Origin of the sequence: Lysobacter enzymogenes (assembly GCF_900106525.1) — a bacterium.
In the GTDB taxonomy this organism is placed as follows: Bacteria; Pseudomonadota; Gammaproteobacteria; order Xanthomonadales; family Xanthomonadaceae; genus Lysobacter; species Lysobacter enzymogenes.
This window is the reverse complement of sequence record NZ_FNOG01000002.1, coordinates 369,748-396,617: the sequence shown is the minus strand read 5'-3', so window position 1 is coordinate 396,617 and position 26,870 is coordinate 369,748. Positions and strand designations below refer to the sequence as shown.

Annotated in this window: 23 protein-coding genes; 9 read left to right on the top strand and 14 right to left on the bottom strand. The window is 70.2% G+C overall.

Going from position 1 to position 26,870, the window contains the following annotated elements:
• Window positions 1-308 precede the first annotated feature (308 nt).
• On the top strand, window positions 309-2,582 hold the full coding sequence (locus tag BLU84_RS05985) for a DUF5916 domain-containing protein (RefSeq protein WP_233431081.1): 2,274 nt from the start codon (window positions 309-311) through the stop codon (window positions 2,580-2,582).
• A gap of 259 nt (window positions 2,583-2,841) precedes the next feature.
• Window positions 2,842-3,321 carry a hypothetical protein gene (locus tag BLU84_RS05980; RefSeq protein WP_074863999.1) on the top strand — a complete coding sequence of 160 codons (480 nt, stop codon included), beginning with the start codon at window positions 2,842-2,844 and terminating at the stop codon, window positions 3,319-3,321.
• A gap of 54 nt (window positions 3,322-3,375) precedes the next feature.
• Here the strand turns inward: BLU84_RS05980 and BLU84_RS05975 are convergent, their stop codons facing one another.
• The 14 genes from BLU84_RS05975 to fusA all read right to left on the bottom strand — a co-directional run bounded on the left by BLU84_RS05975 (window position 3,376) and on the right by fusA (window position 17,983).
• Window positions 3,376-5,427: a TonB-dependent receptor family protein gene (locus BLU84_RS05975; protein WP_211664507.1), complete on the bottom strand. Its 2,052-nt coding sequence runs from the start codon at window positions 5,425-5,427 to the stop codon at window positions 3,376-3,378.
• Between the two features lie 220 nt (window positions 5,428-5,647).
• Window positions 5,648-6,619 carry a DMT family transporter gene (locus tag BLU84_RS05970; RefSeq protein ID WP_074863995.1) on the bottom strand — a complete coding sequence of 324 codons (972 nt, stop codon included), beginning with the start codon at window positions 6,617-6,619 and terminating at the stop codon, window positions 5,648-5,650.
• A 181-nt stretch (window positions 6,620-6,800) separates the two neighbouring features.
• Window positions 6,801-7,625, bottom strand: coding sequence for an AraC family transcriptional regulator (locus BLU84_RS05965; protein ID WP_074863994.1), 825 nt, complete (start codon window positions 7,623-7,625; stop codon window positions 6,801-6,803).
• A 361-nt stretch (window positions 7,626-7,986) separates the two neighbouring features.
• On the bottom strand, window positions 7,987-8,448 hold the full coding sequence (locus tag BLU84_RS05960; RefSeq protein WP_074863992.1) for a PIN domain-containing protein: 462 nt from the start codon (window positions 8,446-8,448) through the stop codon (window positions 7,987-7,989).
• Window positions 8,449-8,464: 16 nt separating this feature from the next.
• A complete protein-coding gene (locus BLU84_RS05955) occupies window positions 8,465-9,205 on the bottom strand; it encodes a hypothetical protein (protein WP_074863990.1) in 741 nt (246 codons plus the stop codon).
• Window positions 9,202-9,960 (bottom strand): hypothetical protein, encoded by a 759-nt coding sequence (locus BLU84_RS05950; RefSeq protein ID WP_074863988.1) that lies wholly within the window; start codon window positions 9,958-9,960, stop codon window positions 9,202-9,204. Before BLU84_RS05950 ends, BLU84_RS05955 begins: the two co-directional genes overlap by 4 nt.
• Before the next feature lie 268 nt (window positions 9,961-10,228).
• Window positions 10,229-10,759 carry a hypothetical protein gene (locus tag BLU84_RS05945; RefSeq protein ID WP_074863987.1) on the bottom strand — a complete coding sequence of 177 codons (531 nt, stop codon included), beginning with the start codon at window positions 10,757-10,759 and terminating at the stop codon, window positions 10,229-10,231.
• 260 nt (window positions 10,760-11,019) lie between these two features.
• Window positions 11,020-11,775, bottom strand: a complete 756-nt coding sequence (locus tag BLU84_RS05940; RefSeq protein WP_074863985.1) for a tellurite resistance TerB family protein — start codon at window positions 11,773-11,775, stop codon at window positions 11,020-11,022.
• A 113-nt stretch (window positions 11,776-11,888) separates the two neighbouring features.
• The gene (locus tag BLU84_RS05935; RefSeq protein WP_074863982.1) at window positions 11,889-12,518 is read right to left on the bottom strand and encodes a LysE family translocator; all 630 of its coding nucleotides are present in this window, start codon (window positions 12,516-12,518) and stop codon (window positions 11,889-11,891) included.
• 238 nt (window positions 12,519-12,756) lie between these two features.
• Window positions 12,757-13,146: a thioredoxin family protein gene (locus BLU84_RS05930; RefSeq protein WP_074863979.1), complete on the bottom strand. Its 390-nt coding sequence runs from the start codon at window positions 13,144-13,146 to the stop codon at window positions 12,757-12,759.
• 70 nt (window positions 13,147-13,216) lie between these two features.
• Window positions 13,217-14,470, bottom strand: a complete 1,254-nt coding sequence (locus BLU84_RS05925; protein WP_074863976.1) for a mechanosensitive ion channel family protein — start codon at window positions 14,468-14,470, stop codon at window positions 13,217-13,219.
• On the bottom strand, window positions 14,467-14,928 hold the full coding sequence (locus BLU84_RS05920; RefSeq protein WP_233431080.1) for a DUF4087 domain-containing protein: 462 nt from the start codon (window positions 14,926-14,928) through the stop codon (window positions 14,467-14,469). The genes BLU84_RS05925 and BLU84_RS05920 overlap by 4 nt, the downstream gene beginning before the upstream one ends.
• A 61-nt stretch (window positions 14,929-14,989) precedes the next feature.
• Window positions 14,990-15,901 (bottom strand): hypothetical protein, encoded by a 912-nt coding sequence (locus BLU84_RS05915; RefSeq protein ID WP_074863970.1) that lies wholly within the window; start codon window positions 15,899-15,901, stop codon window positions 14,990-14,992.
• Window positions 15,902-15,934: 33 nt separating this feature from the next.
• Complete coding sequence (gene fusA / locus BLU84_RS05910; protein WP_074863969.1) at window positions 15,935-17,983, bottom strand: elongation factor G; 2,049 nt, start codon at window positions 17,981-17,983, stop codon at window positions 15,935-15,937.
• 343 nt (window positions 17,984-18,326) lie between these two features.
• Here fusA and BLU84_RS05905 point away from each other — a divergent pair, with 343 nt between their 5' ends.
• The 7 genes from BLU84_RS05905 to prpC all read left to right on the top strand — a co-directional run bounded on the left by BLU84_RS05905 (window position 18,327) and on the right by prpC (window position 26,677).
• On the top strand, window positions 18,327-18,758 hold the full coding sequence (locus BLU84_RS05905) for an OsmC family protein (RefSeq protein WP_074863967.1): 432 nt from the start codon (window positions 18,327-18,329) through the stop codon (window positions 18,756-18,758).
• A gap of 191 nt (window positions 18,759-18,949) precedes the next feature.
• Window positions 18,950-19,645: an alpha/beta hydrolase gene (locus tag BLU84_RS05900; RefSeq protein ID WP_074863964.1), complete on the top strand. Its 696-nt coding sequence runs from the start codon at window positions 18,950-18,952 to the stop codon at window positions 19,643-19,645.
• 261 nt (window positions 19,646-19,906) lie between these two features.
• Window positions 19,907-20,608, top strand: coding sequence for a glycine zipper 2TM domain-containing protein (locus BLU84_RS05895; RefSeq protein WP_074863962.1), 702 nt, complete (start codon window positions 19,907-19,909; stop codon window positions 20,606-20,608).
• Between the two features lie 291 nt (window positions 20,609-20,899).
• Window positions 20,900-22,795 (top strand): propionate--CoA ligase, encoded by a 1,896-nt coding sequence (gene prpE / locus BLU84_RS05890; RefSeq protein WP_074863959.1) that lies wholly within the window; start codon window positions 20,900-20,902, stop codon window positions 22,793-22,795.
• Window positions 22,796-22,936: 141 nt separating this feature from the next.
• On the top strand, window positions 22,937-24,016 hold the full coding sequence (locus tag BLU84_RS05885) for a suppressor of fused domain protein (protein WP_083382355.1): 1,080 nt from the start codon (window positions 22,937-22,939) through the stop codon (window positions 24,014-24,016).
• Window positions 24,017-24,415: 399 nt separating this feature from the next.
• Window positions 24,416-25,303 carry a methylisocitrate lyase gene (gene prpB, locus BLU84_RS05880; protein WP_074863957.1) on the top strand — a complete coding sequence of 296 codons (888 nt, stop codon included), beginning with the start codon at window positions 24,416-24,418 and terminating at the stop codon, window positions 25,301-25,303.
• A 222-nt stretch (window positions 25,304-25,525) separates the two neighbouring features.
• Window positions 25,526-26,677 carry a bifunctional 2-methylcitrate synthase/citrate synthase gene (prpC, locus tag BLU84_RS05875; RefSeq protein WP_074863954.1) on the top strand — a complete coding sequence of 384 codons (1,152 nt, stop codon included), beginning with the start codon at window positions 25,526-25,528 and terminating at the stop codon, window positions 26,675-26,677.
• The last annotated feature ends 193 nt before the right edge of the window (window positions 26,678-26,870 follow it).

Here is a 26,870-nt window from a genome sequence, read left to right as displayed (position 1 = left end):
AGCCCCCTGTAGGAGCGGCGCAAGCCGCGACCGCGACATCCGGCGTGCGGCGCCAGCGGCTACCCCGCGGTCGCGGCTCGCGCCGCTCCTACAGGCAGCCCATGCAGGAACGCAGCGCCCCCTCCGCGACGCCGCGGCCGGCCCTTGCACAGGCTGATGCGCGCCAGCGGCCGAAGGTTTGCATGACTTACGCCAGTTAGCGCGCCGCCGCCGTGCCGTTAGTCTGCGCGCCGTCGCGGTGCCGTTCGCCGCGATCCGCCCGCGGCGCTGCGCGCCCGGGACGGTCCACGCAGTCGGGGGAGCGCGCCATGCGCCATCGTTATTCGTTCACCGCCCGGGCGGCCGCGCGCGCCGCCGCCTGCGCCGGCCTGTTGGGCGCGCCGTGCGCGCAGGCCCTGGAAATCGACGGGCGCATCGACCCGCAGGAGTGGAGCCAGGCGCGCCGCATTACCGACTTCCGCCACACCCAGCCGCTGTCGCGCGAGCCCTCGCGGCTGCCGACCGAAGCCTGGCTGATGGCGACCGAGCGCGGCCTCGCTGTGGCCTTCCGCAACGTCCAGCCCGCCGGCGTGCCGCGCATGCGCCAGCACATCCAGCGCGACGGCGACGGCACCGTCGACCGGGTCAACCTGTACGTGGACTTCGACGGCGACGGCCGCACCGGCTACAACTTCACCGTGACCCTGGCCAACGGCATCACCGACGCCACGGTCACCAGCGAAAACCAGTTCAACAACGACTGGGACGGCGACTGGCGCCACGCCACCAGCGAAGACGAGCAAGGCTGGTCGGCGGAGATGCTGATCCCCTGGCACATCGCGCCGATGCGCCAGGGCCAGGACGGCGCGCGCACGCTCGGCATCCAGCTCGACCGGGTCATCGCCTCCAGCGGCGAGCGAGTGTCGTGGCCGGCGGTGCATTACACCGAAGCGCGCTACCTGTCCGCGTTCGAGCGCATCCAGGTGCCGGCGTACAAGCAGTCGCTGTTGGCGATCACGCCCTACGTGGTCGGCATCGGCGACGCGGTCGGCCACGGCAGCGACGTCGACGGCGGCCTGGATCTGTTCTGGAAGCCCAGCGGCCGGTTCCAGCTCAGCGCCACGCTCAACCCGGACTTCGGCCAGGTCGAGAGCGACGAGCTCACCGTCAACTTCAGCGCCACCGAGACCTTCTTCAGCGACAAGCGCCCGTTCTTCACCGAGAACCAGGGCTTTTTCGACGTGCCGTTCGGCTCGTACAGCAACAACAGCCGGCTGATCTACACCCGCCGCGTCGGCGGGCCGGCCGACGACGGCAGCGGCTCGGGCGACGTGACTGCGGCGGTCAAGCTCAACGGCAGCGCCGGCGGCTTCAATTACGGCGTGTTCGCCGCCAACGAAGGTGACCAGGCCGGGCGCGACTTCTACGCCGCGCGCGTCACCCGCGACTTCGCCCGCTTCGGCCTGGGCGCGATGGCCACGCGCGTGGAGCGGCCGTTCCTGGACCGCACCGCCAACGTCTACGAGTTCGACCAGCGCTGGGCGCCGAACGCGCAGTGGTCGCTGCGCGGCACCGTGGTCGCCTCCGACGTGCAGCAGGCCGGCCGCAGCTTCCGCGACAGCGGCGCGCAGTTGCGCATCGACTACGACATGGGCGGCGGCTGGCGCCAGCAACTGTACGGCCTGCACCTGGGCGGCGAGCTGATGCTCAACGACTTCGGCTACCTGGAGCGCAACAACTTCAACTACCTGCGCTACGACCTGGGCAAGCGGGTCAGCGACCTGCCGCCGGACTCGGCCTATGCCGGGCAGGACTGGCACTTCGCCGTATCGCGCCGCTACAGCGACGACGGCGTGCGCATCGCCGACGCGATCGCGGTCAACCGCCGCAGCGACATGCGCGACGGCGGCCGCCAGTTCGTCGAAGCGGCGCTGTGGAGCGGCGGCCACGACGATCTGCTGACCCGCGGCAACGGCGTGGTGCGGATGCCGGCGAAGGGCTTCCTCAGCTACGAGCGGCTGCGCCCGCAGCGCGGCGGCAGCCCGTGGTCGCTGTACACCGAGGCCTATTACAAGGCCGACGGCCTGGGCGATCTCGACCAGGGCCGGGCGACGCTGTACCTGGAGCCGAACTATCACGTCAACGACCGCATGTCGCTGTTCGCCGGCGTCGAATACAGCCACGACCCGGCCTGGCTGCTGTGGCGCGGCGACAACCGCGTCGCCGATTTCCGCGCCGACATCCTCAGCCTCAACGGCGGGCTGGAGTGGTTCATCGACGACAAGCAGGAGCTGCGCGTGCGCCTGGAGACCATCGGCGTGGACGCGCGCAAGCGCCGGGTCTACCGCGTCGACGGCGCCGGGCGTCCGTTGCCGGTCGCCGAAGAGGTGCCGGACTTCAGCTTGCGCAATCTCGCGTTCCAAGTGCGCTATCGCTACGAACTGGCGCCGCTGTCGTACCTCTACATCGCCTACGTACGCGGCGGCGAGATGTTCGAGGAAGGCGACCGTCGCCGCGATGTCGGCAGCGAGTTCGGCGACGCGTTCAGTCTGCGCGACAGCGAGCAGTTGCTGGTGAAGCTGTCGTATCGGTTCGAGATCTGAGCGCCGCGCGAGTCTCAACGCGGGACAAGAGTGGAGCCACGCGCACATCGGTTGTGGGCGCTGTTTTCCGCGGGTTTTCGCACCGCTATGCGCTTGCGCGATGCGGCGGCGCGATGCGGCGGAAAAGCGCGCGGGGTTATCGGTTTCGGCGAAATCCGCCGTGCTATTGCTTGCGCCCGGCGACGGCGCAAGCGCTGCGATGCGTTCGCGGCGCGCGATGGCCGGACGCCACCCACCGACTGGCTCATGGAGGAATACGATGAACGTTCGTGCAGTGTGCATCGCCGCTTCGGTTCTCACCTTGGCGCTGTCCGCATTCGCCGCCACCGCGGCAGGCGGCAAGGGCGTCACCTGGCGCAAGGCCAGCCACGCCAACGGCGTGGACCGGATCGGCTGCTTCAGCCCGGAATGCGATGCGTATCAGGGCGATACCGTGTGTTCGGCGCGCTTGCCGGCGCTGTGTTTGAAGCAGGACGGCTCGCCGTCGCCGGTGCCGGTCGATTTCTACAACGGCTGGGCCAAGGGCAACATCGCCCTGAGCCGCGCGGTGCGCGGCGATTCGTTCAAGAGCCGCGCCGAAGCCGACGCTTTCTGCCGCGCCGAGTTCGGCCCGGGCTACCGCCTCGCCGAGCATCACGACGGCGGCGGCGGTTGGGGCTGGCAGGCTTACGGCAACATCGACGACACCACGCGGTTCTGGGTGACGGTCAACGATCAGCCCAGCAGCTGCTGGAACTGAGGCCGTCGCGGCGCGCCGTGCGTTCGCGCGGCGCGCCGCATCGCCGGCTGCGCCTCAGCGCGCCGACCACTCCAGGCCGACATACACGCCGCGTCCGTCGCCGGGCAGGAAGTTGCGTCCGTCGAGCCCGCGCGCGTCGGCGATGGTGTTGGTGCTGGCGATCCATTTGCGGTCGGCGAGGTTGCGCGCGTCGGCGAACCAGCTCCATTGCGCGCCGATCCGCCCGCCTGCGCGCAGCCCGGCCACGGTATAGCCCGGCGCCTTGAAGCTGTTGGCGTGGTCGATGTAGTAGCCCTGCGGCGTCCACTCGATGTTCGGCTCAAGATAGAAGCGCGCGTCCGGCGACCAGCGCAGCTTGGCGCGCAGTTGTTGCGGCGGCGCGCCGGCGAGGTCGTTGTCGCCGTAGACGCGGTCGCCGTCGAAGCGGAAATCGTTGTAGAGGTAGCTGGCCGAAACGGTCCAGTCGCGGGCGAAGGTCCAGCCCAGCCCGAGTTCGATGCCTTGGTGCAGGGTGCGGCCGGCGTTGACCGTGCCGAGCGGATTGCCGTTGCCGTCGTTGAGCGCGAGCAACTCGCCGCGGATGCGCGCGCGATAGGCGGCAAGGTCCAGCGACAATCCGCCGCGCTCCAGGCGCAAACCGATCTCGCCGCTGTCGGCGCGCTGCTTGTCCACCGGCGTCACGCCAGGGCCGCCGCTGAGTTCGCCGAAGCTCGGCGGCTCCAGGCTGCGGCTGAGGTTGGCGTAGTACTGCAGTCCGTCGCCGGCGAGATAGCGCAGGCCGAGCTTGGGGCTCAGGCCGCTGTAATCCTTGTCGAAACTTTCGTCGCGGCCCTGGGTGATCAGCAGGTCGCGCGAACGCCGCTGCGATCGCAGCGCCTGCGCGCCGAGCGAGACCGCCCACTGCGGCGTCAGCCAGCTCTGGTTCTCGATATACAGCTTGGCGTTGCGCGCGCGCTGGTCGAAGCGGTTGCTCGGCGCGCCGGCGCGGCCGCCGACGTTGAACCAGCGGCGGTCGTCGATGTCGCCCTGGGCGAAGGCGGCGCCGGCGATCAAGGTGTGGCGCAGGCCCAGGCCGTGATATTCGCCGCGCCAGCGCAGGTCCAGGCCGTAGTCGCGGCTGTCCTGGCGCAGCACCTGGAAGATCGGATGGTCGAGCGATTTGTCGGCGTAATAAGCCGACAGCGTCAGCGTGCCGGCCGCCGACGGCGACCACGCCAGGCGCCCGGCGATGCGGTCGAGGCGATAGTCGCGGCGTTGGTTCTGGGCGAGGTTGCCCGGCGCGGCCAGGCGCGGATCGCGGCGCGATTCGGCCAGGGTGAGATTGCCGGGCAGGGCCGAGCGGGTGTCGACGTGGGTGAGGTAGACGCGGCCGTCGAGCGTGTCGTCGAAGCGATAGCCGGCGTTGGCGAACAGGCGATAGTTTTCTTGTTCGGCGTGATCGCGAAAGCCGTCCTGGCGCAGGCCGCTGAGGCTGGCGTAGCCGTCGGCCGCGCCGGACGCGCCGGCGGCGGCGATCTGGCCGCGGCGGTAGCCGAACGCGCCGGTTTCCGCGCGCAGGCGCAGGGGCGCGGCGTCCAGGCCGGTCGGCGAGACGAAATCGATCGCGCCGCCGAGCGTGGCGGCGCCGTATTCGAGCGCGTTGGCGCCGCGATAGACCTCGATGTAGCGCGCGCTCAGCGGTTCCACCGCCTGGAAGTCGAAACCGCCGTCGGCGAGATTGAGCGGGCTGCCGTCCTGCAGCAGTTCGATGCCGCGGCCGTGGAAGGTGCGTTGCAGGCCCGAGCCGCGGATCGACAGCCGCGCTTCCTCGGCGCCGAAGCGCGGCTGTACGAACACGCCGGGCGCGTAGCCGAGCGCGTCGGTCAGCGTGCTGACGCGGCCGTCGCGGTAGGACTCGCCGTCGATCCACGCGGTCGCGCCGGCGCGCTGGGCCAGGCGCTCGCGCGCCTGCGCGGGCGTGGCGACGGTGGCCGGGCGCTGGCCGTGCACGCGCAGGCGGTCGAGCGTGGTTGCGGCGGGTGCGTTCGCGTCGGCTGCTGCCGCCGTCGCATCCGGCGGCTGCGCGTGCGCGGCGCCGGCGAGAGACAGCGACAACAGGGTCGACACAGGCAGGATCGATGAAAGCGTGACGGCGCGCATGCGAGGCCATGGCAGCGGGAAAATGCCGGCCAGCCTAGGGCCGCCGCGCTGCGCGCAGATGCGGCAAAACGCCGCGCCGCTGCCGGTGGCCGCTCGCGCAGCGAGAGTGCGTCAAGATTCTTTCGATAGGGCCGCGCGAAGCGTCGGTGGGATGCGCCCGCTTGGATTGCGATTAGATCCGCAGCGCTCAGGCCTCGCTTTCCGCCACGACCTCCGGCGGCACCGGCTTGATCCGCAGCGCCCACAACACGCCCGCCACCAGCAACGCGATCCCGATAAAAGTCAGCGTCGGCGGCGCTTGCCCGCGCAGCATGAACGCATAGGTCAGCGCGAACAGGGTTTCGAACACGATCAGTTGCCCGGCCAGCGCGGTCGGCAGGCGCTGGCTGGCTTCGTTCCAGCACAGCGTGCCGACCCACGAGGCGAGCAGGCCGATCGCCGCCATCAAGGCGATGAAGTAGCCCGCGCGCGGACCGAACGGCATTGGAAACGGCGAATGCGTGGCGCTCATGTACAGCCATAGCGCGAGGTAGCCGATCAGCGCCAGCGGCAACGTCGCCACGCCTTGCGCGGTGGCCCAGGTGCGCGGGCTGCGGTCGGGATGCGCGCGCAGCCAGTCGGCGTTGCGCAGCGGGTACCAGGTCCAGCAGATCACCGCGCCGAACGCGAGTAGGCCGCCGAGCGCGTAGCGGTGCAGGTCGGCGTGGGTTTGCCCTTGCAGCTCGCGCAGTTCGGCGCGGTTGACGCAGGCGATGCCGAGCGCGATCAGCAGCAGCGACGGCGCCAGCCGCGCCCACGGCAGGCGGCCGTCGCGGCGCGCGTTGCGCAGGTTGGCGCTGATCGCGATCACCACCGGCAGGGTGCCGATGATCATCGTCGGCAGCGGCCCGCCGGCGCGCTGGATCGCGCTGGCCAGGCACAGGTAATAGAGCAGGTTGCCGATCAGCGACAGCTTCAGCGCTTCGATCCAGTCGGCGCGGCCGAGTTGGCGCAAGGCCTTGCGGTCGAGCCAGGCCAGCGGCAGCGCGATCAGGCCGAAGGCGAGGTAACGGCCGACCGATTGCAGCGCCGCGGGGTATTCGGGCAGCAGCAGCGGGCCGACGAAGACCAGGCCCCAGATCAGGCCGGCGAGCAGGGCGTAGAGGGTTCCTAGCAGCATGGACGCAGGATCGCTGGGCTGCGGGCGCGCGTCTTGTACGAGATTGCGGTGCGCGGGGCTGCTGCAACGTAGCGACTGTAGGAGCGGCGCAAGCCGCGACTGCGGGGTTGCAGATTGCGTCGCAGGCGCGGTTTCGCGGTCGCGGCTCGCGCCGCTCCTACAGGGGGTTACCGCGGCTTTTTCAGCCGCGGATTTGTTTTTGGTAGCGCGCTGGGGTCACGCCGTAGCGGCGTTGGAACGCGCGGGTCAGATGCGCCTGATCGGTCAAGCCGGTGTCGGCGGCGATCCGCGCCGGGGCCAGGCCGGCGGCGAGCAGGCGCTTGGCTTCGTGCAGGCGCAGCGCCATCAGCATCTGCTGCGGGGTGACGTGGTATTGCGCGCGGAACTGGCGCAGGAAGTGGAACGGGCTCAGTTCGGCGACCGCGGCCAGTTCGTCCAGGGTGACGCGCTCGGACAGGCGCGCGCGCAGGCAGTCGAGCACCGCGGCGAAACGCTTGGGCGCTTCCGGGCGCGCGCGCCGCGGGGTCTTGGCGTGGTCGCGGAATTCCTCCAGCAGCGCGTGCAACTGGCTATCGAAGTCGAGCGGTTCGCGCGCATGCCACAGCGCGTCCAGGCGCGCGGTGATCCGGCGCGCGCGGCGCGGGTCGTGGCGCACGGCCTCGTCGAACCACCAGCCCGGCTCGCCGACGATGTCCGCGGCCGCGTCGGGTTCGACGTAGATCATGCGATAGCGCCAGCCCTCGGCCGTTACCGCGTGGCCGGTGTGCAACACGTCGGGATTCATCAGCACCAGCGAATCGGGCGGTGCGAGGTGGTCGCTGCCGCGGTAGCGGAAGCGCTCCACGCCCGATTCGATCGCGCCCAGGCCGTAGGCTTCGTGGGTGTGCGGATCGAACGAGTGGCGGACGATGTGGGCGCGGTAGAGCTCGACGCCGGGGCGATGGGCGACCTGCCGGAACTGGGCGGCATCGAAGGCATCGTCGAAGCGGTCGGGCACGCCTTGCATGGGGCGAGTATGGCATGCGGTCGTGGGCGGGCGCGGCGAACCGAGAGGAGAGCCTCGGGCCTGAAGGCCCTCCCACAAAAGCCTGTGCCTCGGGCCTGAAGGTCTCCCTACAAAAGCTCGCGCTTCGGGCCTGAAGGCCTTCCGACAACAGCTCTCGCTTCGGGCCTGAAGGCCTTCCGACAACAGCTCTCGCTTCGGGCCTGAAGGCCTTTCCACAACAGCTCGCGCCTCGGGCTTGAAGGCCTTCCCGCAACAGCTCGCGCCTCGAGCTTCAAGGCGCTCCCACAACAGCCGGCTTCGGCCACGGCGCGGGCTGTTGTGGGAGGGCCTTCAGGCCCGAGGCTTTCCTTTCAGATCCCGATCACGCCCCAGGCGAGCGCCACGCTTCCAACGCCACCCAGGTCTGCGGCGTCATGATCTCGAACAGGCCGGCGCGCGCGGTGCGCCGGCCCAGCACCACCAATGCGTGATCGCGACTGAGCAGCCAGCGCGCGCCGGCGGCCTGGGCCAGTTCGAGGAATTTCTGGTCGTCCGGATCGGCGCAGCGCGGCAGCGGCGGCGCGCCGGCAGCCGCGTCGATGCCGGCGAACGGATGCAGCCAGGCGTCGTACTCGCGCAGACACTCGGCGCGCGTCTGCGCGCTCAGGCCGAGCTTGGGATAGTCGAGGATGCGTTGCCATTCTTCGCGGCAGGCCGCGTCGGTGACCGCGGCCAGCACGCCTTCGCGCAGCGCGCGCAGCAGCGGCGCCACCGCCGGGTCGCGGAACGCGAACAGGTCCAGGCAGACGTTGCTGTCCAGCACGATGCGCGGCGCGCCGCTCATGCGCGCGGCCGCGGCGTCACAGGTCGTCCTCGCCGGGGAAGGACACGCTCAGCTCGTCGACCTGCAGCAGCGCGCCCTGTTTGGGATAGCGCGCGTCGTCGCTGGAGAACTCGCCGTCGCCGACGGGCGCGGCGGCGTTGGCCGGCGCGTCGTCGGCCCAGCCCAGGCGCGCGTTGCGCCGCACCGGGTCGCCGTCCTTGGGCGCGAGCGCGCCGCCGTTCCAGTCGGTGACGATGCCGCCGTAATCCCAATCCAGCCCGTAGAAACGCAGCGGTTTGCCGTTGAGGCGCACGAGTTCGGCCAGCGGCAGGCCGATGGCGACGCCGTTGTCCAGGCGCCAGCGGCTGCCGGGGTCGTCGACCACCACCAGCGACAGGCCGCGCAGTGCTTGGCTGTCCTGGAAGTACAGGCGCGCGCGCCGGGTCGGGTCGGCGCCGAACAGGCGCACGCCGCGGATTTCCGCGCCCTCGGCGCCGGGCAGGCGCTCGTCGATGGCGACGTTGCCGGCGCCGAACAACTGGCGCAGTTGCTCGACGCCGAGGTCGGGCGCGAGCGCGCCGGGCAGCACGTAGTCGCTCGCCGGCGCGAGCGCGGGCGGTGCGGGCGTGTCGGTGGATTGCGGCGTCGGTGCGGCAGTGGTGGCTGGCGCGGCGTTCGCCGTGTTCTTCGCAGGCGCCGCTGGAGCAGTGGCCTCGCGCTGGCAACCGGCCAGGATCAGCGCGAGCGCGGCGGCGAGCGTCAGGTGCGCGAGGTTCACGGCTTGAGCTCGCGGATGTCGGCGCTGGCGATGCGCCAGGCGCGCTGTTCGGCGCTGGCGCCGTCGACCACGGCGCGGCGCAGGGTGTAGGCGCCGACGAAACGGCGCTGGCTGCCGTCGCGCTGGGTCGCGGTGATCGACACCGGCACTTCGATATGGCGCTGGCCGGCGCCGGCATCGACGCGGCCCGCTGGCGCCAGTTCCACCGACACGCCGGCGGTCTGGGCGAAGCCGTTGGCGAACTGCTGCGCATCCTGGCCGCTGGCGCGGCCGCCGTCGGACCACAGCGCATAGGCGCGTTCGTAGCGGTGGGCGTTGATCGCGGCGTAGTAATCGCGCACCACCGCGACCGCGTCTTCCGGCGTGGGTTCGCCCGCGGGCGTGGGCGCTGCCGGGGCCGCATCGACCGCGGCCGGATCGTGCGCAGCCGGCACCGGCAGCGCCGGGTCGACCGGCGCGTTCGGATCGACCGGCGCGGCGGGATCGGCGACGGCGTTCGGATCGGCCGGCGGCAGCGGGTTGCCGTTTTCGTCCAGTTGCGGCGGCGCGGGCGCCGGCGCGCCGGTCTGGCCGGGCGTGCCGGCGTCGGGCATGCCGGTGATGCTGCCGCGCCCGCCTTCCGGCGCCGGCAGCGCCGAGGGATCGCCGGCGTGAGCGCCATCGCCGGCGACGGCCGGATCCTTGCCGCCGCAGGCGGCGAGCGCGGCCGCCAGCAGTGCGGCGGTCAGCAGGGCGAGGGCGGGCGTTGAGCGCATGGCGGAGTCCTGAAAAACCGGGCGCGCGCGGGTCGCGGCGCGAAGCCCGCAGTGTAAGGCGCGCGGCGTGGCTGCGGCATCGGCGCGGCGATGCGGCGTTGGGGATCGGTTCGTTGTGGTTGGAGCGGGTTGTCGTGGTTGCGGGTTCGTGGTCGCGGCTTGCGCCGCTCCTACAGGGACTTCGGAGGCCGCATCGCGCCCTGTAGGAGCGGCGCAAGCCGCGACCGCGAACTCACCCGCCGCGCCGAAACTCCAGACCCGAACAGACTTACTGCAACGGCGTCGCCATCGAGACCCCGGTCAATTCCCAACGCTGCTCGACCTGATTGCGCCGCAGCCGATACCAACCCTTGTAGCGCCGGTTCTCGCCGTTCTCCAAGGTCGCGCGCAGCTCCACCGGAATGCGCAGCAGCTCCGGCACCGGTTCCTGGTCCAGCGGCTCGGGCGTTTCGTTTTCGATGCGGAACGCGCGCAGGTTCTTCAGCGTGCGCAGGTCCGATTCCTCGTTGCCGCGCGGCGCGCGCTGGTAGCCCCAGTACTTGGCCGCCGCTTCGCCGTCGCCCGAGCCGATCAGCTGCAGATAACGGTGCAGGGTGTCGACGGCGTCGCTGGTGGCTTCGTTGCGCTTCTTCGCGGTCGCGGCCGCGCGCAGTTCGGCCTGGCTGGGTTCGGCGGCGTGGTCCGCGGCCGGGGGCGTAGTCGCGGCCAGCGTTGTCGTGGCGTCGGTGTCGCCGGCGTGGCGCTGGCAGGAACAGCCGACGAAGGTCAGCGCGAGCAGGGCGGGAATCAGCAATCGCATGGCATCGGTCCGCGAGCGCGCCGGTCGGCGCGTGGGCGATGCTAGCGGTTGCGCGGGGCGCTGGCGACTGCGCGGCGAGGGGAGCGTGGTGCGCGTCGCGAAGTGCGCGCGTGCCTGGCACGCAGCGGATCCTGACGCATGGCAGACGAGCCGCTGCCGCGCGCCGCTGCAACCGGCATCGGCGGCCTCGGGCCCGCGGCTGGATCGGGAGCGCAGCGCCGGACGCGCATCGGCCGATGCGCGTCCGCGCCGCCGCGCGCTCAGCCCTGCTGCGCGTCGCGCAGTTGCTGCTCCAGCCGGGTCTTGAGCGCGTCGTCGATCTTGAGCTGGCGCGCCAGTTCGTCGAGGTAGGCGCGCTCCATATAGTTCTGTTCGTCCGCGGCGAGCAGGCTGGCCAGGTACATTTCCGCGGCGATTTCCGGGGTTTCCGCGGCGCGCGCGACTTCGGCCGGATCCAGCGGCTTTTCCAGCTCCGAGTGCAGCCACGAGCGCAGTTGGGTATCGCCGTCGATGCGCACGAACTCGCCTTCGATGGCTTCGCGTTCGCGCGCGTCGATGTGGCCGTCGGCCTTGGACGCGGCTACCAGCGCCTGCAGGATCGCGCGGCTGTGCTGCTCGGCCTGCGGCGGCGGCAGGCGGTCGACGGTGCGCGGTTCGGCCGCGCCGGGGCCTTCCTGCTGGCGCTTGTAGTCGTCGTAGGCCTTGTAGGCCAGCACGCCGACCGCGGCCACGCCGCCGGCCAGGGCGAACTTGCCGGCGTGCTTGCGCAGTTTCTTGTTGCCCAGCAACAGGCCCAGCGCGCCGCCGGTCAGCGCGCCCTTGCCGAAGTCGGCGTTGAGCAGGCCGCGCTTTTCCTCGCTGCGTTTGTCTTGGTTGCGTCTGCGCTCGTCATGGCGCGGCTCGCTGCGCGCCAGCGGATTGCCGCCGCCGAGCAGATCACCCAGTCCTCCGCCTGAGCCGCCCAATGTGTTCTGGGCGGTCTTGAGCAACTGGTCGAGAAAGCCTTGGGTCTTCATGCGCGGCGCTCCGGTGCGAGGTCGTGAACCTACGACCTGAGGCTGCGCCGGCGCTGGTTCAAGCCACGCGGCGCCGCGGCCGTGCGCGCGTAAAGCCCGGATTCAAGCGCCGCTCAGCGTTGCTGCACGGCCAGGCGCAGGCCCAGGGCGATGAACACGCTGCCGGTCAGGCGTTCCTTCCAGCGGCCGCCGCCGCCGGCGAAGCGGCGGCCGAAGCGGCCGACCGCGACGCTGAGCATCAGGCTGTTGCACATCCCGATCAGCGACAGCAGCGCGCCCAGCACCAGGAACTGCAGCCACACCATGCCGCGCTCGGGATGCACGAATTGCGGCAGGAAGGCGAGGAAGAACAAGGCCACCTTGGGGTTGAGCACTCCGGTCATGACCGAGCGCAAATAGACCTGGCGTGCGGAAACCGGCAGCGGCGGCGCAGCCGCGGCTTCCGCGGCCGCGGCCGGCGCGCCGCGCCAGGCCTTGATGCCGAGCCAGATCAGATACGCCGCGCCGGCGTACTTGAGCACCTCGAACGCCAGTGCCGAGGTCGCCAGCAACGCCGACAGGCCCAGGCCCGCGGCCAGGGCGTGGATCAGCGTGGCCGTTTCCAGCCCGAACGCGGCCTGGATGCCGCGCGCGGTGCCGCCGGCGGCGCTCTGGGCGACGATCCAGGCGGTGCCGGGTCCGGGGATGAACACCAGCACGGCGGCGGCGACGAGGTAGGCGGCGAGGGTGGCGGCGTCGAACATGGCGGCGAGGTCGGGGGCGTGAGGGGAAAGTCTGCTTGGACGAGCGGCCTGCGCCAAGTGCGGCGGATGCCGGTCCAGCTACCTGTAGGAGCGGCGCAAGCCGCGATCAACCGAAGCGGTGTACGCCAGCGCCACATCCGAAGGCAGTGCAGAACGGTCGTTCGATCCGTAGAGCGATGCAGCGGCTATCGCTAAAACGCGAGATCAAACCGCCCCAGCCATCGCCCCCGCATGGCCGCTACCCAGGCGCCTGCGCCACGCCCGGCCCGGCCCGCAGCTTTTCGATCGCAGCAACGAAAGCCTCGGTACCCGGCCACTGCCCGATCCGCCCCAGCTTCTTCGCCCCACGGAACACGAAGAATGCCGGGATCCCGTGCAGGCCGAAGTGGGTAGCCATGGACGGGTCTTCGTAAACGTTGTCGTGCAGCCATTCCACGTCCGGCCATTCGAAGCGCTGCTGCGCCAGCAGCATCTGGCCCTTGGCGATGTCGCAGTTCGGGCAGTCCTTGCCCCACAGGAACAAGATGCGCAGATGGCCGTCGTCGGGCAGGAACTCGTCCAGGCGCGCGTGGCGCACCAGCCGCATCGGGAACTGCCAGAAGAAGCGGGGATGGGCGAGCTCGGTCATCGGGCCATGCTACTGCCGGCGCGCGGCGGCGGCGCGCCGTCCGGCGGACGCTGCGTCCCGCCGGCGCGGCCTATTGCGCGACCAGCGCGATCCCGTGCTTGCGGAACGCGCCCAGCACCGCGTCGTAGATGTCGGAGGCGACGTTGTTCTGGCCGTTCTCCGGATCGGAGATCCAGAAATGCCCGTCGAGCTGGATGCCCTTGTCGTTGACGCCGGTGATGTACATGTGCGGCGCCGGCTCCTGCAGCACCCGCGGCTGCGCGTTCATCGCCTCGACGAACAGCTCCCGCGCCAGGGTCAGGTCGGCGTCGCCCTTGACCAGCACGCCGCAGACCAGGCGCAGATTGCGGTCGGACCAGGACTGGTTGACGATCACGTTGTTGGTCAGCAGATCGTTGGGCACGATCGCCTCGACGCCGTCGCGGGTGCGGATCATGGTGTAGCGCACGGTCATGCGGGTGACCCGGCCGGACACCGAGTTGCTGACGATGTTGTCGCCGACCCGCACCGACTGCTCGAACAGCACGATCAGGCCGCTGATGTAGCTCGCCGCCAGCTTCTGCAGGCCCAGGCCCAGGCCGATGCCGAGCGCGCCGCCGAACGCGGCCAGGGCGGTGAGGTTGATGTCGGCGGCGGTGAAGATGAGGATGGTGGCGACGATCCAGATCGCCACGCTCATCACCCTCGACAGCGCCAGCACGAAGTTCGGCTGCAGGTTGCGGCTGCGGCGCAGCAGATTGCCGACGCTCTTCTCGGCCCACAGCGCGATGATCGCCACCACCACGCCGGTGATCAGGCCGCTGAGCATGCCGTCGCTCGACAAGGCGATGCCGCCGACCTTGAAGTGCGCCGAATAGACCTTGGCGATCAACTTGCTGCGGTCTTCGAACAGGCTGAACACCGCCGCCAGCCACATCACCACGGTGACCAGGCGCAGCATGAACTTGAGCAGCGGCGTCGGCCGGAACGCGATCTCCATCAGCGCGCCGAGCAGGCGGATCGCCACGAACAGCCCGAGCATCGAGCCGGCCAGGCCGACCAGCGGATTGGCCAGCACGCCGCCGAACAGGCTCAAGCCGCCGATGATCGCCAGGGTCAGCACCGGTGTGGCCAGGTACTCGACCAGCACCAGCCGCTTCGGACGCTGATGGCCCACCCACTGCTTGAGCTTGCGCGTGATCAGCACCGCGACCGCGATGGCGGCGGCCAGCACCAGCAGATTGATCGCCAGGTCGGTCGGATTCGACACCACGTCGATGGCGTCGGACACCGCCTCGGTCAGTTCCGGGTCTTTTTCCAGCGTCGGCTTGGGCGCGGCGGTCATGGGTCGGAGGAGTAGTCCGGTTCGAGTGCGGTCAGGGTGCGGTCGCGGCGGCACTGCGCCAGCGGCTTGCCCTTGGCCGAGAGGATGCGGGCGATGCTGTGGTCGGGGCCGGTCACCACCTTGAGGCAGGCGCAGCCGTAACCGTAGCCGCGCGGATCGCCTTCGTGCTTGACCCAGTCCCGTTGCGACGGCGGTTCCGGCCACGGTCCTTCGGCCTGATGGCCGCCCTGCAGACCGACGGTCCACTGCGCGTCGGGATCGATCAGCCAGGCGTTGCCGGGGGTGGGATTGATGAACCAGCCGCAGCGCGTTTCCGGCTTCGGCGCCGCCGCCGCGGCGAGGCCGGCGAGCGCCAGCGCGGCGATCGCCAGGGCCATGCGCGCGCACAGCAGGCGCGGCGGACGCAGGCTCGCGAAAAGCATGCGCGGCAAGGGCGGGCGACGTCCGTTGTGGGTCATGCGCGGTTCTCCGTGAGGTGCGGCCATGGTAGCCAGCCGGCGCCGATCCTGTCGTGCGCGCTCAGTCCGCCGCGCCGGCCGGCACGGCCAGGCGGAATTGCAGCAGGCGCGCCGCCGGATGCGCGTGAAGCCAGTCGTCGAGGATCGCCCGCGCCGCCGCTTCGTCGGTCGCGGCCAGGCCGACCCAGCGCGCACCGGCGGCGTCGCCGTCCGGTTCCAGCGGCGGGTGATCGTGGCCGCTATCGGCATCGCCGAGCGAACAGGCGCGGCACAGGTGGCGCACGCTGTCGGTCCAGTCCTGGGCCTGGCCGTGGTCGCGGTGCGCGCGTTCGGCCAGCGCGGCGAGGCTGTCGGGCTGCGGCGTTTCGATCCAGGCCTCGAAGGTGGCGTAGGGCGAGGCCTGCCACAGTTCGAGCTGGTCGAACACCGCGTACTCACGCTCGCCGATGCGGCGGGTGCCGTTGGGCGCGCCGTCGTTGAGCACGATGTCGGCGTAGCGATGGCCGCTGTCGGGCAGCGGCACGTTGCGGATGCGCGCGCGCGCCGGGTCGAGCCGGTCGCACCAGACCACTTCGCCGCGGCCGTCCGGGTCCAGCCGCACCGGCGCCAGGCCGCAGTCGATCTCCAGCGCGTCCTCGCCCGGCTCCACCGGCAGGCCATAGCGCTGCCAGGCCTCGCGCGCGCTGCGCCAGTCGCGCAGCGCGGTCGCGGCGATGCCGAGGTTCCAGCACGCGCCCTGGTGGCCGCTCTCGCGCAGCAAGGCCTCGCGATTGGCGCGCAGCGACTGCGCCCAATCGCCGAAGTACTTGTGCAGCAGGCCGATGTTGAACCACGGCGCGGCCCAGGCCGGATCGGCCTGGGCCGCCTGGGCGTAGAAGCTCAGCGCGCGCTCGTCGTCGCCGCGCGCGCCGAGGCGGTGGCCGTACTCGTTGAGCAGTTCGGCGCGCTCGCGCGCGTTGCGTTGCCTGGGCATGGCGGATCGTATCGAACAGGGGCGCACACGGTATCAGTCTTCCTCATGCCGCGGCTTGTAGGCCTCCACCAGTTTCTGCTGCACGTTGTTGGGCACCGGTTCGTAATGGCTGAAATCCAGCGAATAGCGCCCGCGCCCGGCGGTCACCGACTTGAGTTCGGCCGCGTAGCCTTCCAGCTCCGACAGCGGCACCTGCGCGCGCACCACGATCTCGCCGCCGCGCACGCTGTCGGTCCCGTTGATGCGCGCGCGCTTGCTGGCCAGTCCACCGCTGATGTCGCCCATGTGCTGCTCCGGCGCGTTGACCTCCAGGTCGACGATGGGTTCGAGCACTTGCGGGCGGGCCTTGCCGATCGCGTCGAGAAACGCCTTCTTGCCGGCGGCGACGAAGGCCACTTCCTTGCTGTCGACGCTGTGGTACTTGCCGTCGTAGACGACCACGCGCACGTCCTGGATCGGGTAACCGGCCACGGCGCCGTCGTGCAGCACCTGACGCACGCCTTTCTCCACCGCCGGCAGGAACTGGCCGGGAATGGTGCCGCCCTTGACCTCGTCGACGAACTCGAAGCCGCTGCCGCGCGGCAGCGGCTCGATGCGCAGGAACACCTCGCCGAACTGGCCGGCGCCGCCGGTCTGCTTCTTGTGCCGGTGATGGCCTTCGGCGCGGCCGGCGACGGTTTCGCGGTAGGCGATGCGTGGCGGGCGCGACTGCACTTCCACCCCGTACTTGTCCTTGAGCCGGTCCAGGTTGATGCGCAGGTGCAGGTCGGACAGGCCGCGGATCACGGTCTCGTTGGTTTCGGCCTCGTGCTCGACCTGGAAGCACGGGTCTTCTTCGGCCAGCTTGTGCAGCGCGGTGGAGAGCTTCTGCTCCTGGCCCTTGCTCGCCGCTTCCACCGCCAGACCGAACATCGGCCGCGGGAAGTTCAGCGGCGCCAGGTGGATGTGGTCCTCGTCGTGGCTGTCATGCAGCACCGCGTCGAAATGCAGCTCGTCGACCTTGGCCACGGCGGCGATGTCGCCGGGCACGGCCTGCTCGATCTCGACGTGGTCGCGGCCCTTGAGCTTGAACAGATGGCCGACCTTGAACGGCTTCTTGCCGTCGTCGACGAACAACTGCGTGTCCTTCTTGACCGTGCCCTGATAGACCCGGAACACGCCGAGCTTGCCGACGAAGGGATCGTTGACGATCTTGAACACGTCGGCGATGACGTGGGCCTTGGGGTCGGGCCGGGCTTCGATGGATTGCGCGTTCTCGCCCGCGCCCTTCGCGAACGGCGGCGGATTGGCCTCGCCCGGGTGCGGAAACAGCCGCTCGGCCACGCCGAGCAGTTCCTGCACGCCGACGCCGCTGCGCGCCGAGCAGAACAGCACCGGCACCAGGTGGCCCTCGCGCAGGCATTGCTCGAAGGCGTCGTGCAGTTCCTGCCCGGACAGGCCGCCTTCGCCGAGGTCGAGGTAGTGCTCCATCACCGTCTCGTTGATCTCCACCACCTGGTCGATGATCTTCTGGTGCCAGTCGGCGACCGGGCCGAGGTCGCTGTCGCCGTCGGCGTTGCCGAAGCAGTCGATCACCCGCGCGCCGCCGTCGGCGGGCAGGTTCAGCGGCAGGCATTCGGGGCCGAAGGTCTCGCGGATGTCGTCGAGCACGCGCGCGACCTTGGCGCCGTCGTGATCGATCTTGTTGACCACGATGGCGCGGCACAGGCCGCGCGCGCGGGCGTGGTCCATCATCCGGCGGGTGCCGTACTGCACGCCGCTGTCGGCGTCGACGATTACCGCCAGGGTTTCCACCGCCGCCAGCGCCGAGAGCGTGGGGCCGCGGAAATCCGGATAGCCGGGGGTGTCGATCAGGTTGAGGTGGATGCCGGCGTGGTCGGTGCTGGCGATCGCGCAATCCAGCGAATGCCCGCGCTGTTTTTCGATCGGATCGAAGTCGGACACGGTGTTGCCGCGTTCGATCGTGCCTGCCGTCTGGACTGCGCCGCCGGCGTGCAGCAGGGCTTCGAACAACGTGGTTTTGCCGGCGCCAGGGTGGCCTGCCAAGGCCACGTTGCGGATTTGTTCTGTGCTGTAGGACATGAGCGGACTTCTCCCTGAGGCTAGGGTGGGAAGGCCGTCATGGCTGTCCGCGCTGCGCGCCCGAGCGTGGCGCTCGGCGGGCGGTCATGGCGGGCCGGCGGAAGCCGGGAGGACAGGCTCGCGCAGCGCGTGAGGTGGGTCAAGTGCGGACCGCGATTGCGTGTGCTGCGTCGCGGTTGGGGTGTTGCGTTGCGGCATGGCGTTGCGGCATGGCGTTGAGGAGTGAGGAGCGCCACAGGCAGCGGACCGCTTTCCGCTCACTCCTCGCTTCTGCGCGCTCACTCCTGTTTCTTAACCTGCCAGACGTTACGCTACCGGCCCCCACCAACCGGAGCCGCACACCATGGGTATTTCCCGCCACGCCACTGCGCATTGGGAAGGCGATCTCAAGAGCGGGCAGGGCCGCCTGAGCACGCCGCAGAGCGGATTGCTCGACAACACCCGTTACGGCTTCAACAGCCGCTTCGGCGAAGAGAAGGGCACCAACCCGGAAGAACTCATCGCCGCCGCGCACGCTGGCTGCTTCACCATGGCGCTGTCGGCCAAGCTCACCGAGGCCGGGCATCCGCCGGCCAGCCTGGACACCCGCGCCGAGGTCGATCTGTCGATGGAAGGCGGGCCGACGCTGTCGCAGATCCGGCTCAAGGTGAAGGCGCAGGTGCCGGGCATCGACGCGGCCAAGTTCCAGGCCATCGCCGAGGACGCCAAGGCCAACTGCCCGGTGTCCAAGGCGCTCAGCGCGGTGCCGGTGAGCCTGGAAGCCACGCTGCTGTGATCCGGCCGCAGCCGCTGTAGGAGCGGCGCGAGCCGCGACGGCGCAAGCGGTGAACGCAAGCGCAGTCCCCGAAGCCGAAACACCCCAAGCGCTCTGACCCTCGGCTTCGGCGACTCCCGTGGCACTACGCCACCCTCATTCGTCGCAGCTTGCGCAACTTCTACCGTCGCCAAGCCCACCCACGTCACGACATGCCCGAGCCATCTTCCATCCGCCACGCCCTGCTGATCCACGGCGCCGGCGCCGGCGGTTGGGAATGGAACCTCTGGCGCGAGGTCTTCGCCGCGCGCGGCATCGACAGCCGCGCGCCCGATCTGCAGCCGTCGCCGGCCGGCCTGGAGGCGACCACGCTGGAGGACTACTGCGGGCAGATGCGCACCGCCCTGGCCGCGCTGCCGCATCCGCGCGCCGTCGTCGGCGCCAGCCTCGGCGGCTTGCTGGCCTGGCTGTGCGGCGATCTCGCCGACGCGCTGGTGCTGGTCAACCCGCTGCCGCCGGCGCCGTGGGCGGGCGAACGGGCCCCGCGGCCCTGGCCGGCGCGGGTGCCGTGGCGGCGCGACGCGCGCCTGGCTTCGACCCGCCGGGCCCTGCCCGATGCCGACGAAGCTGCCGTGCTGTACGCGCTGCGGCGCTGGCGCGACGAATCCGGCGCGGTGCTGACGCAGGCCCTGGCCGGCGTCGAGGCGGCGCGGCCGGCCGCGCCGGTGCTGTGCATCGCCAGCCACGGCGACACCGATGTGTATCCGCAAACCACGGCTCGGTTCGCCGCGGCGGTCGGCGCGAGCCTGATCGCCTTGCCGGGCAGCCACGTCGGCCCGCTGCTGGGACGCGAGGCCGCGCGCGCGGCGGCGCAGGCGGCGGACTGGCTGACGGCCGGCGGGCGGTGAACGGTTAGCGGGCAGCGGGTGGGCGGCGAAGCGACAAACCGGACAGACTGTCTGTATGCCCGTACAGACATACAGTCTGTATGTCGCGTCGCTCGTCGGTGAGCCGGCCGCCGCAACCTGAGTCCGCGAGGCTGGCGCGCAGGCTGTCGCCGAGGTAAACAATTTTTTGACATCGTCGCGGGCTCCGGCCGCATTCAGCCCGGGTTGACCGCGCCGGACCGACGATCCGCATCGCGCCATTCCGGCGCCTGGGAGCCCGCCATGAACCGCTCGCTCGTCACCGTCCTGGGCCTGGCCCTGGCCGCAGCCACCGGCATCGCTTCGGCGCAGTCGTATCCGACCGGGTCGGGCGCGTATTCGGGCAACTACAACAACGGCTCCACCAGCTACAACGGCGCACCCAGCTACAGCTCGCAGGTCGACTTCGCCCGCGTGGTGCGGGTCGACCCGGTGTTCGAAACCTACTCCCAGCCGGCCAGCGCGCCGCGCTGCTACGAGCGCCCGACCTACGTCCAGGGCGGCAGCGACTATTACGGCGGCGACGGCTACAACAACAACAGCAACAACGACGGCTACTACGATCAGTACGGCAGCGAGCGCCGCGGCGTCGGCACCGAGGGCGGCCGCACCGCCGCGACCGTGGTCGGCGGCATCGTCGGCGCGGTGCTCGGCAGCAAGGTCGGCGGCGGCAGCGCGCGCTACGCGACCTCGGCGATCGGCTCGATGGTCGGCGGCATGGCCGGCCGCAGCATCTACGAGCAGAGCAAGCGCAGCCAGGAACCGCCGCGCACCGGCACGGTGCGGGTCTGCGACCCGGTGCCGAACAACGGCTACGTCAACGATCAGCGCAGCGTGACCGCTTACGACGTCACCTACGAATACGCCGGCAAGACCTACCGCACCCGCACCGACCACAACCCGGGCGACCGCATCCGCGTGCGCGTGGACGTGCGTCCGGACTGACGCGGCGACCGCCGGGCCGAACGCAGCGCCCGGCCGAGGCATCTTCGCAAGGCGCAAGGAATCGGCGCGGGCGCGCAGGAACGGGGCGCCGCCCGCCCGGTGGGACGCCGGGGCCGCAAGGCTCCGGCGTCTTTCGTTGGTGCGGGCTCGTGTTCGCGCGAGCTTTCTTGTGCGAGCCGTCATCGTGCGGGCCCGTCCACGGCGCGCGCCGCGCCTAGACCAAGGTCGTAACGCCCCGCGTGCGCCGCATGGTCTAGCCTGCGGGCGGATGTCCCTTCGAGGCCGCGCCCCATGCGTTACGAGGAGTTCCACCGCCGTTCGATCGAACAGCCCGAGGCGTTCTGGGCCGAGCAGGCCCGGGCGATCCACTGGCGCACGCCGCCGCAGCGCATCCTCGACTACTCCAACCCGCCGTTCCGGCAATGGTTCGCCGGCGGCGAAACCAATCTTTGCTACAACGCGCTCGACCGCCACCTCGACGAGCGCGGCGACCAGCTCGCGCTGGTGACGATCTCCAGCGAAACCGGGCAGACCCGCGAGCTGAGCTATCGCCAGGTGCACCGCGAGGTCAACGTCTTCGCCAGCGCGATTCGCGCGCTCGGCGTGGGCCGCGGCGACCGCGTGGTGATCTACATGCCGAACATGGCCGAGGCGGTGTTCGCGATGTTGGCCTGCGCGCGCATCGGCGCGGTGCATTCGGTGGTGTTCGGCGGATTCGCCGCGCACAACCTGGCCCTGCGCATCGACGACGCCACGCCCAAGCTGCTGATCTGTGCCGATGCCGGCATGCGCGGCGGCAAGGTCATTCCCTACAAGCCGTTGGTGGACGCGGCCTGCGCAGAGGCGCAATCGCCGCCGCCGCACGTGCTGGTGGTCAGCCGCGGGCTCGACCCGGACCTGCGCCTGATCCCCGGTCGCGATGTCGACTACGCGGCCTTGCGCACGCAGCACGAAGACGCGCAGGTCGAGGTGGAATGGCTCGAATCCAACGAGCCCAGCTATCTGCTCTACACCTCCGGCACCACCGGCAAGCCCAAGGGCGTGCAGCGCGACGTCGGCGGCTACGCGGTCGCGCTGGCGCTGTCGATGTGGGCGATCTACGACATCCGCGCCGGACAGGTGATGTTCTCCACTTCCGACGTGGGCTGGGCGGTCGGCCATTCCTACAACGTCTACGGCCCGCTGATCGCCGGCGCGACCTCGGTGTTGTACGAAGGCCTGCCGACCAATCCCGACCCGGGCGTGTGGTGGAGCATCTGCGAGCGCTACGGCGTGCGCACCATGTTCTCCTCGCCGACCGGCATCCGCGTGCTCAAGAAACAGGACGCGGCCTGGTTGAAGAAGCACGATCTGTCCGCGCTGCATTGGCTGTTCCTGGCCGGCGAGCCGCTGGACGAGCCGACCGCGCACTGGATCACCGACGGCATCGGCAAGACCGTCATCGACAACTACTGGCAGACCGAAACCGGCTGGCCGGTGCTGGCGCTGATGCCCGGGCTGGACCTCAAGCCGGTCAAGTTCGGCTCGCCCGGCCTGCCGATGCCGGGCTACCACCTGCGGGTGATCGACGAGGCCACCGGCCGCGATGTCGGCCCGAACGAGAAGGGCGTGCTGACGATCGTGCCGCCGCTGCCGCCGGGCTGCCTGAGCACGGTGTGGAACGACGATGCGCGCTTCCTCACCAGCTATTTCGGCCACTTCAAGGAGCTGTTGTACAGCTCGCTGGACTGGGCGATCCGCGACGAGGACGGCTACACCTTCATCCTCGGCCGCACCGACGATGTCATCAACGTCGCCGGCCACCGCCTGGGCACGCGCGAGATCGAGGAATCGGTGGCCAGCCACGCCAGCGTCGCCGAGGCGGCGGTGATCGGCGTGCACGACGAGCTCAAGGGCCAGGTGCCGGTGGTGTTCGCCACGCTCAAGGCCGGCGATGCGCACGACCCGCATGCGGTCGCGGCGGGCATGCAGGACTGCGTGGTGCGCCAGCTCGGCGCGGTGGCGCGGCCGGCGCGGGTGTACGTGGTCGCCGCGCTGCCCAAGACCCGCTCGGGCAAGCTGCTGCGGCGCTCGATCCAGGCCCTGGCCGAAAGCCGCGACCCCGGCGATCTGTCCACGCTCGACGATCCCGGCGCGCTGGAGGAAGTGCGGCGCGCGCTCGAACGCGGCGCCGATGCGGGCGGCTGACCAGCCTGGGCGCAGCGTGAACGCGAGCGAAAGCGTTCGCCCGCGCAACACCGGTGTTGACGCCATTTTTCTGCGACAGCGTTAGCATCGCGGCAACGGGCGGGCTGCGGCCCGCCCTCGATCCAGCGAGGCACGCGCGCAATGCAGTACACCAGTCCTTCCGGCACCGACGCCGAACCCGGCCCGGCGCACCACGGCGATGCGCACCGCGGCGACGCGCATCGCAGCGAAGCCGGCGCGCCCGGCTGGGATGCCATCAACCACGCCTTGAACCGCGTCTATCCGCGCCAGTCGCCGTGGCATTCCAGCGCGCCGCCCGGTTCGGCCGCGCCCTTGCCCGGCATCAGCGCCTACAAGCGCATCACCCCGCTGCCGCATTGGCATTTCGTCACCTACGGCTTCAGCGAACTGTTCGACAAGCGCAACGACGATGCGGCCACCAGCGGCTACGGCTTCGAACTGACCTTCCGCCTGGCCAATCCCGACGATGCCGAGGAACCGCCGCGCTGGGCACTGAATTTCCTGCAGAACCTGGCGCGCTACGTGTTCGACAGCGGCCACGGCTTCCATGCCGGCCACTACCTCAGCGCCGGCGGGCCGATCGCCGCCGACAGCGACAGCCAGATCCGCGCGCTGGCCTTCGTCCAGGACCCGGAGCTGGCGCCGGTGGACAGCGACAACGGCCGGCTCGAGTTCCTGCAGATCGTCGGGCTGACCAACGAAGAAGAGTTCGCGCTCAAGCGCTGGTCGACGCTGAAGGTGTTGGAGGTCTTCCACGACCGCCTGCCGCTGTGGATCACCGACCTGGAACGCGGCTCGCTGCTGGCCGATCCCGACGTCGCTGCGCGCCTGGCCGAGGGCTCGGCGCGCGAGGGCTCGTCGGTGGGCACCATCTATGCCGATCACGTGAGTTGGGAGCAGCGCAAGCGCCTGCTGCGCGCGCCGGTGACGGTGCTGGCGCTGAGCGCGCGCCAGGTCGGCGAACTGCTGGCGCTGCTGCCGCTGCGGCTGCCGTTCGGGCACGCCTTCAGCGCGGTCGGGCCGGATGCGCGGGTGGTGTTCGAGCCGGCTGCGCGCGGCAACGAGGCGCTGGTCGTCGACGGCGTGCTGCATCTGCGCCTGGACGAGCGGGCGATGCGCAGCCTGGTGCAGCGGCTGCGGGCGCAAGCGGGAACGTACGAGGTCGAAGGGTTTCCCGCGTTGCAGGTTCAGGTGCGCTGAGGCTGGGGCGCGGGTTTGGAAATCGCGTCGGATAGAGCGCTCTGGTGCGACAAGCGCTGCGCCACGAGAGCCGGCGCCGCCATCAGCACGTCATTCCCGCGAAGGCGGGAATCCAGAGACTTCAGAGCCCTGCCACGGTGAAGCCCTGGATGTTCGGCTTCGCCGAAATAAAAGCGGAGCCCGCCTTCGCGGGAATGACGTTCTGGCGGGGCGCGGAAAGCCGCGGGAATAGGGCCTTCAAGCGCACCGCGTTCGTTCCGGCCCACCGCAATCCCCAGGCGCGCTTTGCGCATTCAGCCCGCTCGTCCCTCGCCGGCGCCCAGCGCGCATCGGCGGCCGACACGTCCGGCGGGTTAAAATGGCCGGATCGCCCCGACCGGGCCACCCGGAGTCAGACAGATGTCCCAGCTCTCCGCCGGCGCCAAGTTCCGCGCCGCGCTCGCCGCCGAATCGCCGCTGCAGGTGATCGGCGCGATCAACGCCAATCACGCCCTGCTGGCCAAGCGCGCCGGTTACCGCGCCATCTACCTCTCCGGCGGCGGCGTCGCCGCCGGTTCGCTGGGCCTGCCGGACCTGGGCATCAACACGCTCGAAGACGTGCTCATCGACGTGCGCCGCATCACCGACGTGTGCGACCTGCCGCTGCTGGTCGACATCGACACCGGCTTCGGCCCGAGCGCGTTCAACATCGAACGCACGGTCAAGTCGCTGATCAAGGCCGGCGCCGCCGCCTGCCACATCGAGGACCAGGTCGGCGCCAAGCGCTGCGGCCATCGTCCGGGCAAGGAGATCGTCAGCGCCGGCGAAATGGCCGACCGGGTCAAAGCCGCGGCCGACGCCAAGACCGATCCCGACTTCTTCCTGATCGCGCGCACCGACGCCATCGCGGTCGACGGCGTCGATGCCGCGATCGAACGCGCCATCGCCTGCGTCGAGGCCGGCGCCGACGGCATCTTCGCCGAAGCCGCCTACGACCTGGCGACCTACCGCCGCTTCGTCGACGCGGTCAAGGTGCCGGTGCTGGCCAACATCACCGAGTTCGGCCAGACCCCGCTGTTCTCGCGCGAAGAACTGGCCTCGGCCGGCGTCGCCATCCAGCTGTTCCCGCTGTCGGCGTTCCGCGCCATGAACAAGGCGGCGGAGAACGTGTACGAATCGATCCGCCGCGACGGCCACCAGAAGAACGTGGTCGACAGCATGCAGACCCGCGCCGAGCTGTACGACCGCATCGGCTATCACGCGTTCGAGAACAAGCTCGACGCGTTGTTCGCCAAGAAGGGCGGTTGATTTTTTCTTCTCCCGCTTGCGGGGGACCCGATGTTTTTTCCTTCTCCCGCTAGCGGGAGAAGGTGGCCCGAAGAGCCTGCCCCTGCGTAGGCAGGGGGCCGGATGAGGGCAGGCGCGATTTCAATCCAGCGATGCAGCTGGACGTTTGCGCGCCCTCACCCCAACCCTCTCCCGCGGAGCGGGAGAGGGAGCAGAAAAGACCACTTTCATCGAGGAAGGACCATGAGCGATACCCAATCGACCCTGCCCAAGCCCAAGAAATCCGTCGCCCTCAGCGGCACCGCCGCGGGCAACACCGCGCTGTGCACCGTCGGCCGCAGCGGCAACGATCTGCATTACCGCGGCTACGACATCCACGACCTGGCGACCCAGTCCACCTTCGAGGAAGTCTCGCACCTGCTGGTCCACGGCGTGCTGCCGACCGCCTCGCAGCTCAAGGCCTACAAGACCAAGCTCAAGCGCCTGCGCGGCCTGCCGGCGATCGTGACCGAAGCGCTGGAACTGGTGCCGGCCAACGCCCACCCGATGGACGTGCTGCGCACCGGTTGCTCGGTGCTGGGCACGGTGCTGCCCGAGCGCGAAGGCCATCCGGCCAGCGAAGCGCGCGACATCGCCGACCGCCTGATCGCCAGCTTCGGCTCGATGCTGCTGTACTGGTGGCACTTCACCCGCAACGGCCGCCGCATCGACTGCGAGACCGACGACGACTCGGTCGCCGCGCACTTCCTGCACCTGCTGCACGGCGAGCCGCCGAGCGAGCTGCTGGCCGATTCGCTGGACAAGTCGCTGATCCTCTACGCCGAACACGAGTTCAACGCGAGCACCTTCACCGCCCGCGTCATCGCCGGCACCGGCTCGGACCTGCATTCGTGCATCACCGGCGCGATCGGCGCGCTGCGCGGCCCCAAGCACGGCGGCGCCAACGAAGTGGCGATGGACATCATCTCGCGCTACAACGACGCCGACGAAGCCGAGGCCGACATCCGCGCCCGGGTCGAACGCAAGGAGATCGTGATCGGCTTCGGCCATCCGGTCTATACGGTCGGCGATCCGCGCAACCCGATCATCAAGGAGATCTCGCGCGCGTTGTGCAAGGACGGCGGCAACCAGACCCTGTTCGACGTCAGCGAGCGCATCGAGAACCTGATGTGGGACACCAAGAAGATGTTCCCGAACCTGGATTGGTACTCGGCGTCGGCCTATCACATGATGGGCATTCCCACGCCGATGTTCACCCCGCTGTTCGTGATCGCCCGCACCACCGGCTGGAGCGCGCACGTGATCGAGCAGCGCGAGGACGGCAAGATCATCCGCCCGAGCGCGAACTACACCGGCCCGGAAGATCGCCAGTACGTGCCGATCGAAAAGCGTTGAGCCTCGGCCGGGCCCGCCCGGCGGCGTAAACGCAAGACGCGAACGAAAAAGGCCAGGCGCGAGCCTGGCCTTTTTCATGCCCGCGCGAAGCGCGCGAGCGTCGGTGGTTGACCTGCGTCCGCATGCGGCTAACGTCGAATGCGACACAGAACGCATGCACGTTGCGATGGCATAGTCCGGTGCCGCCAGGCAT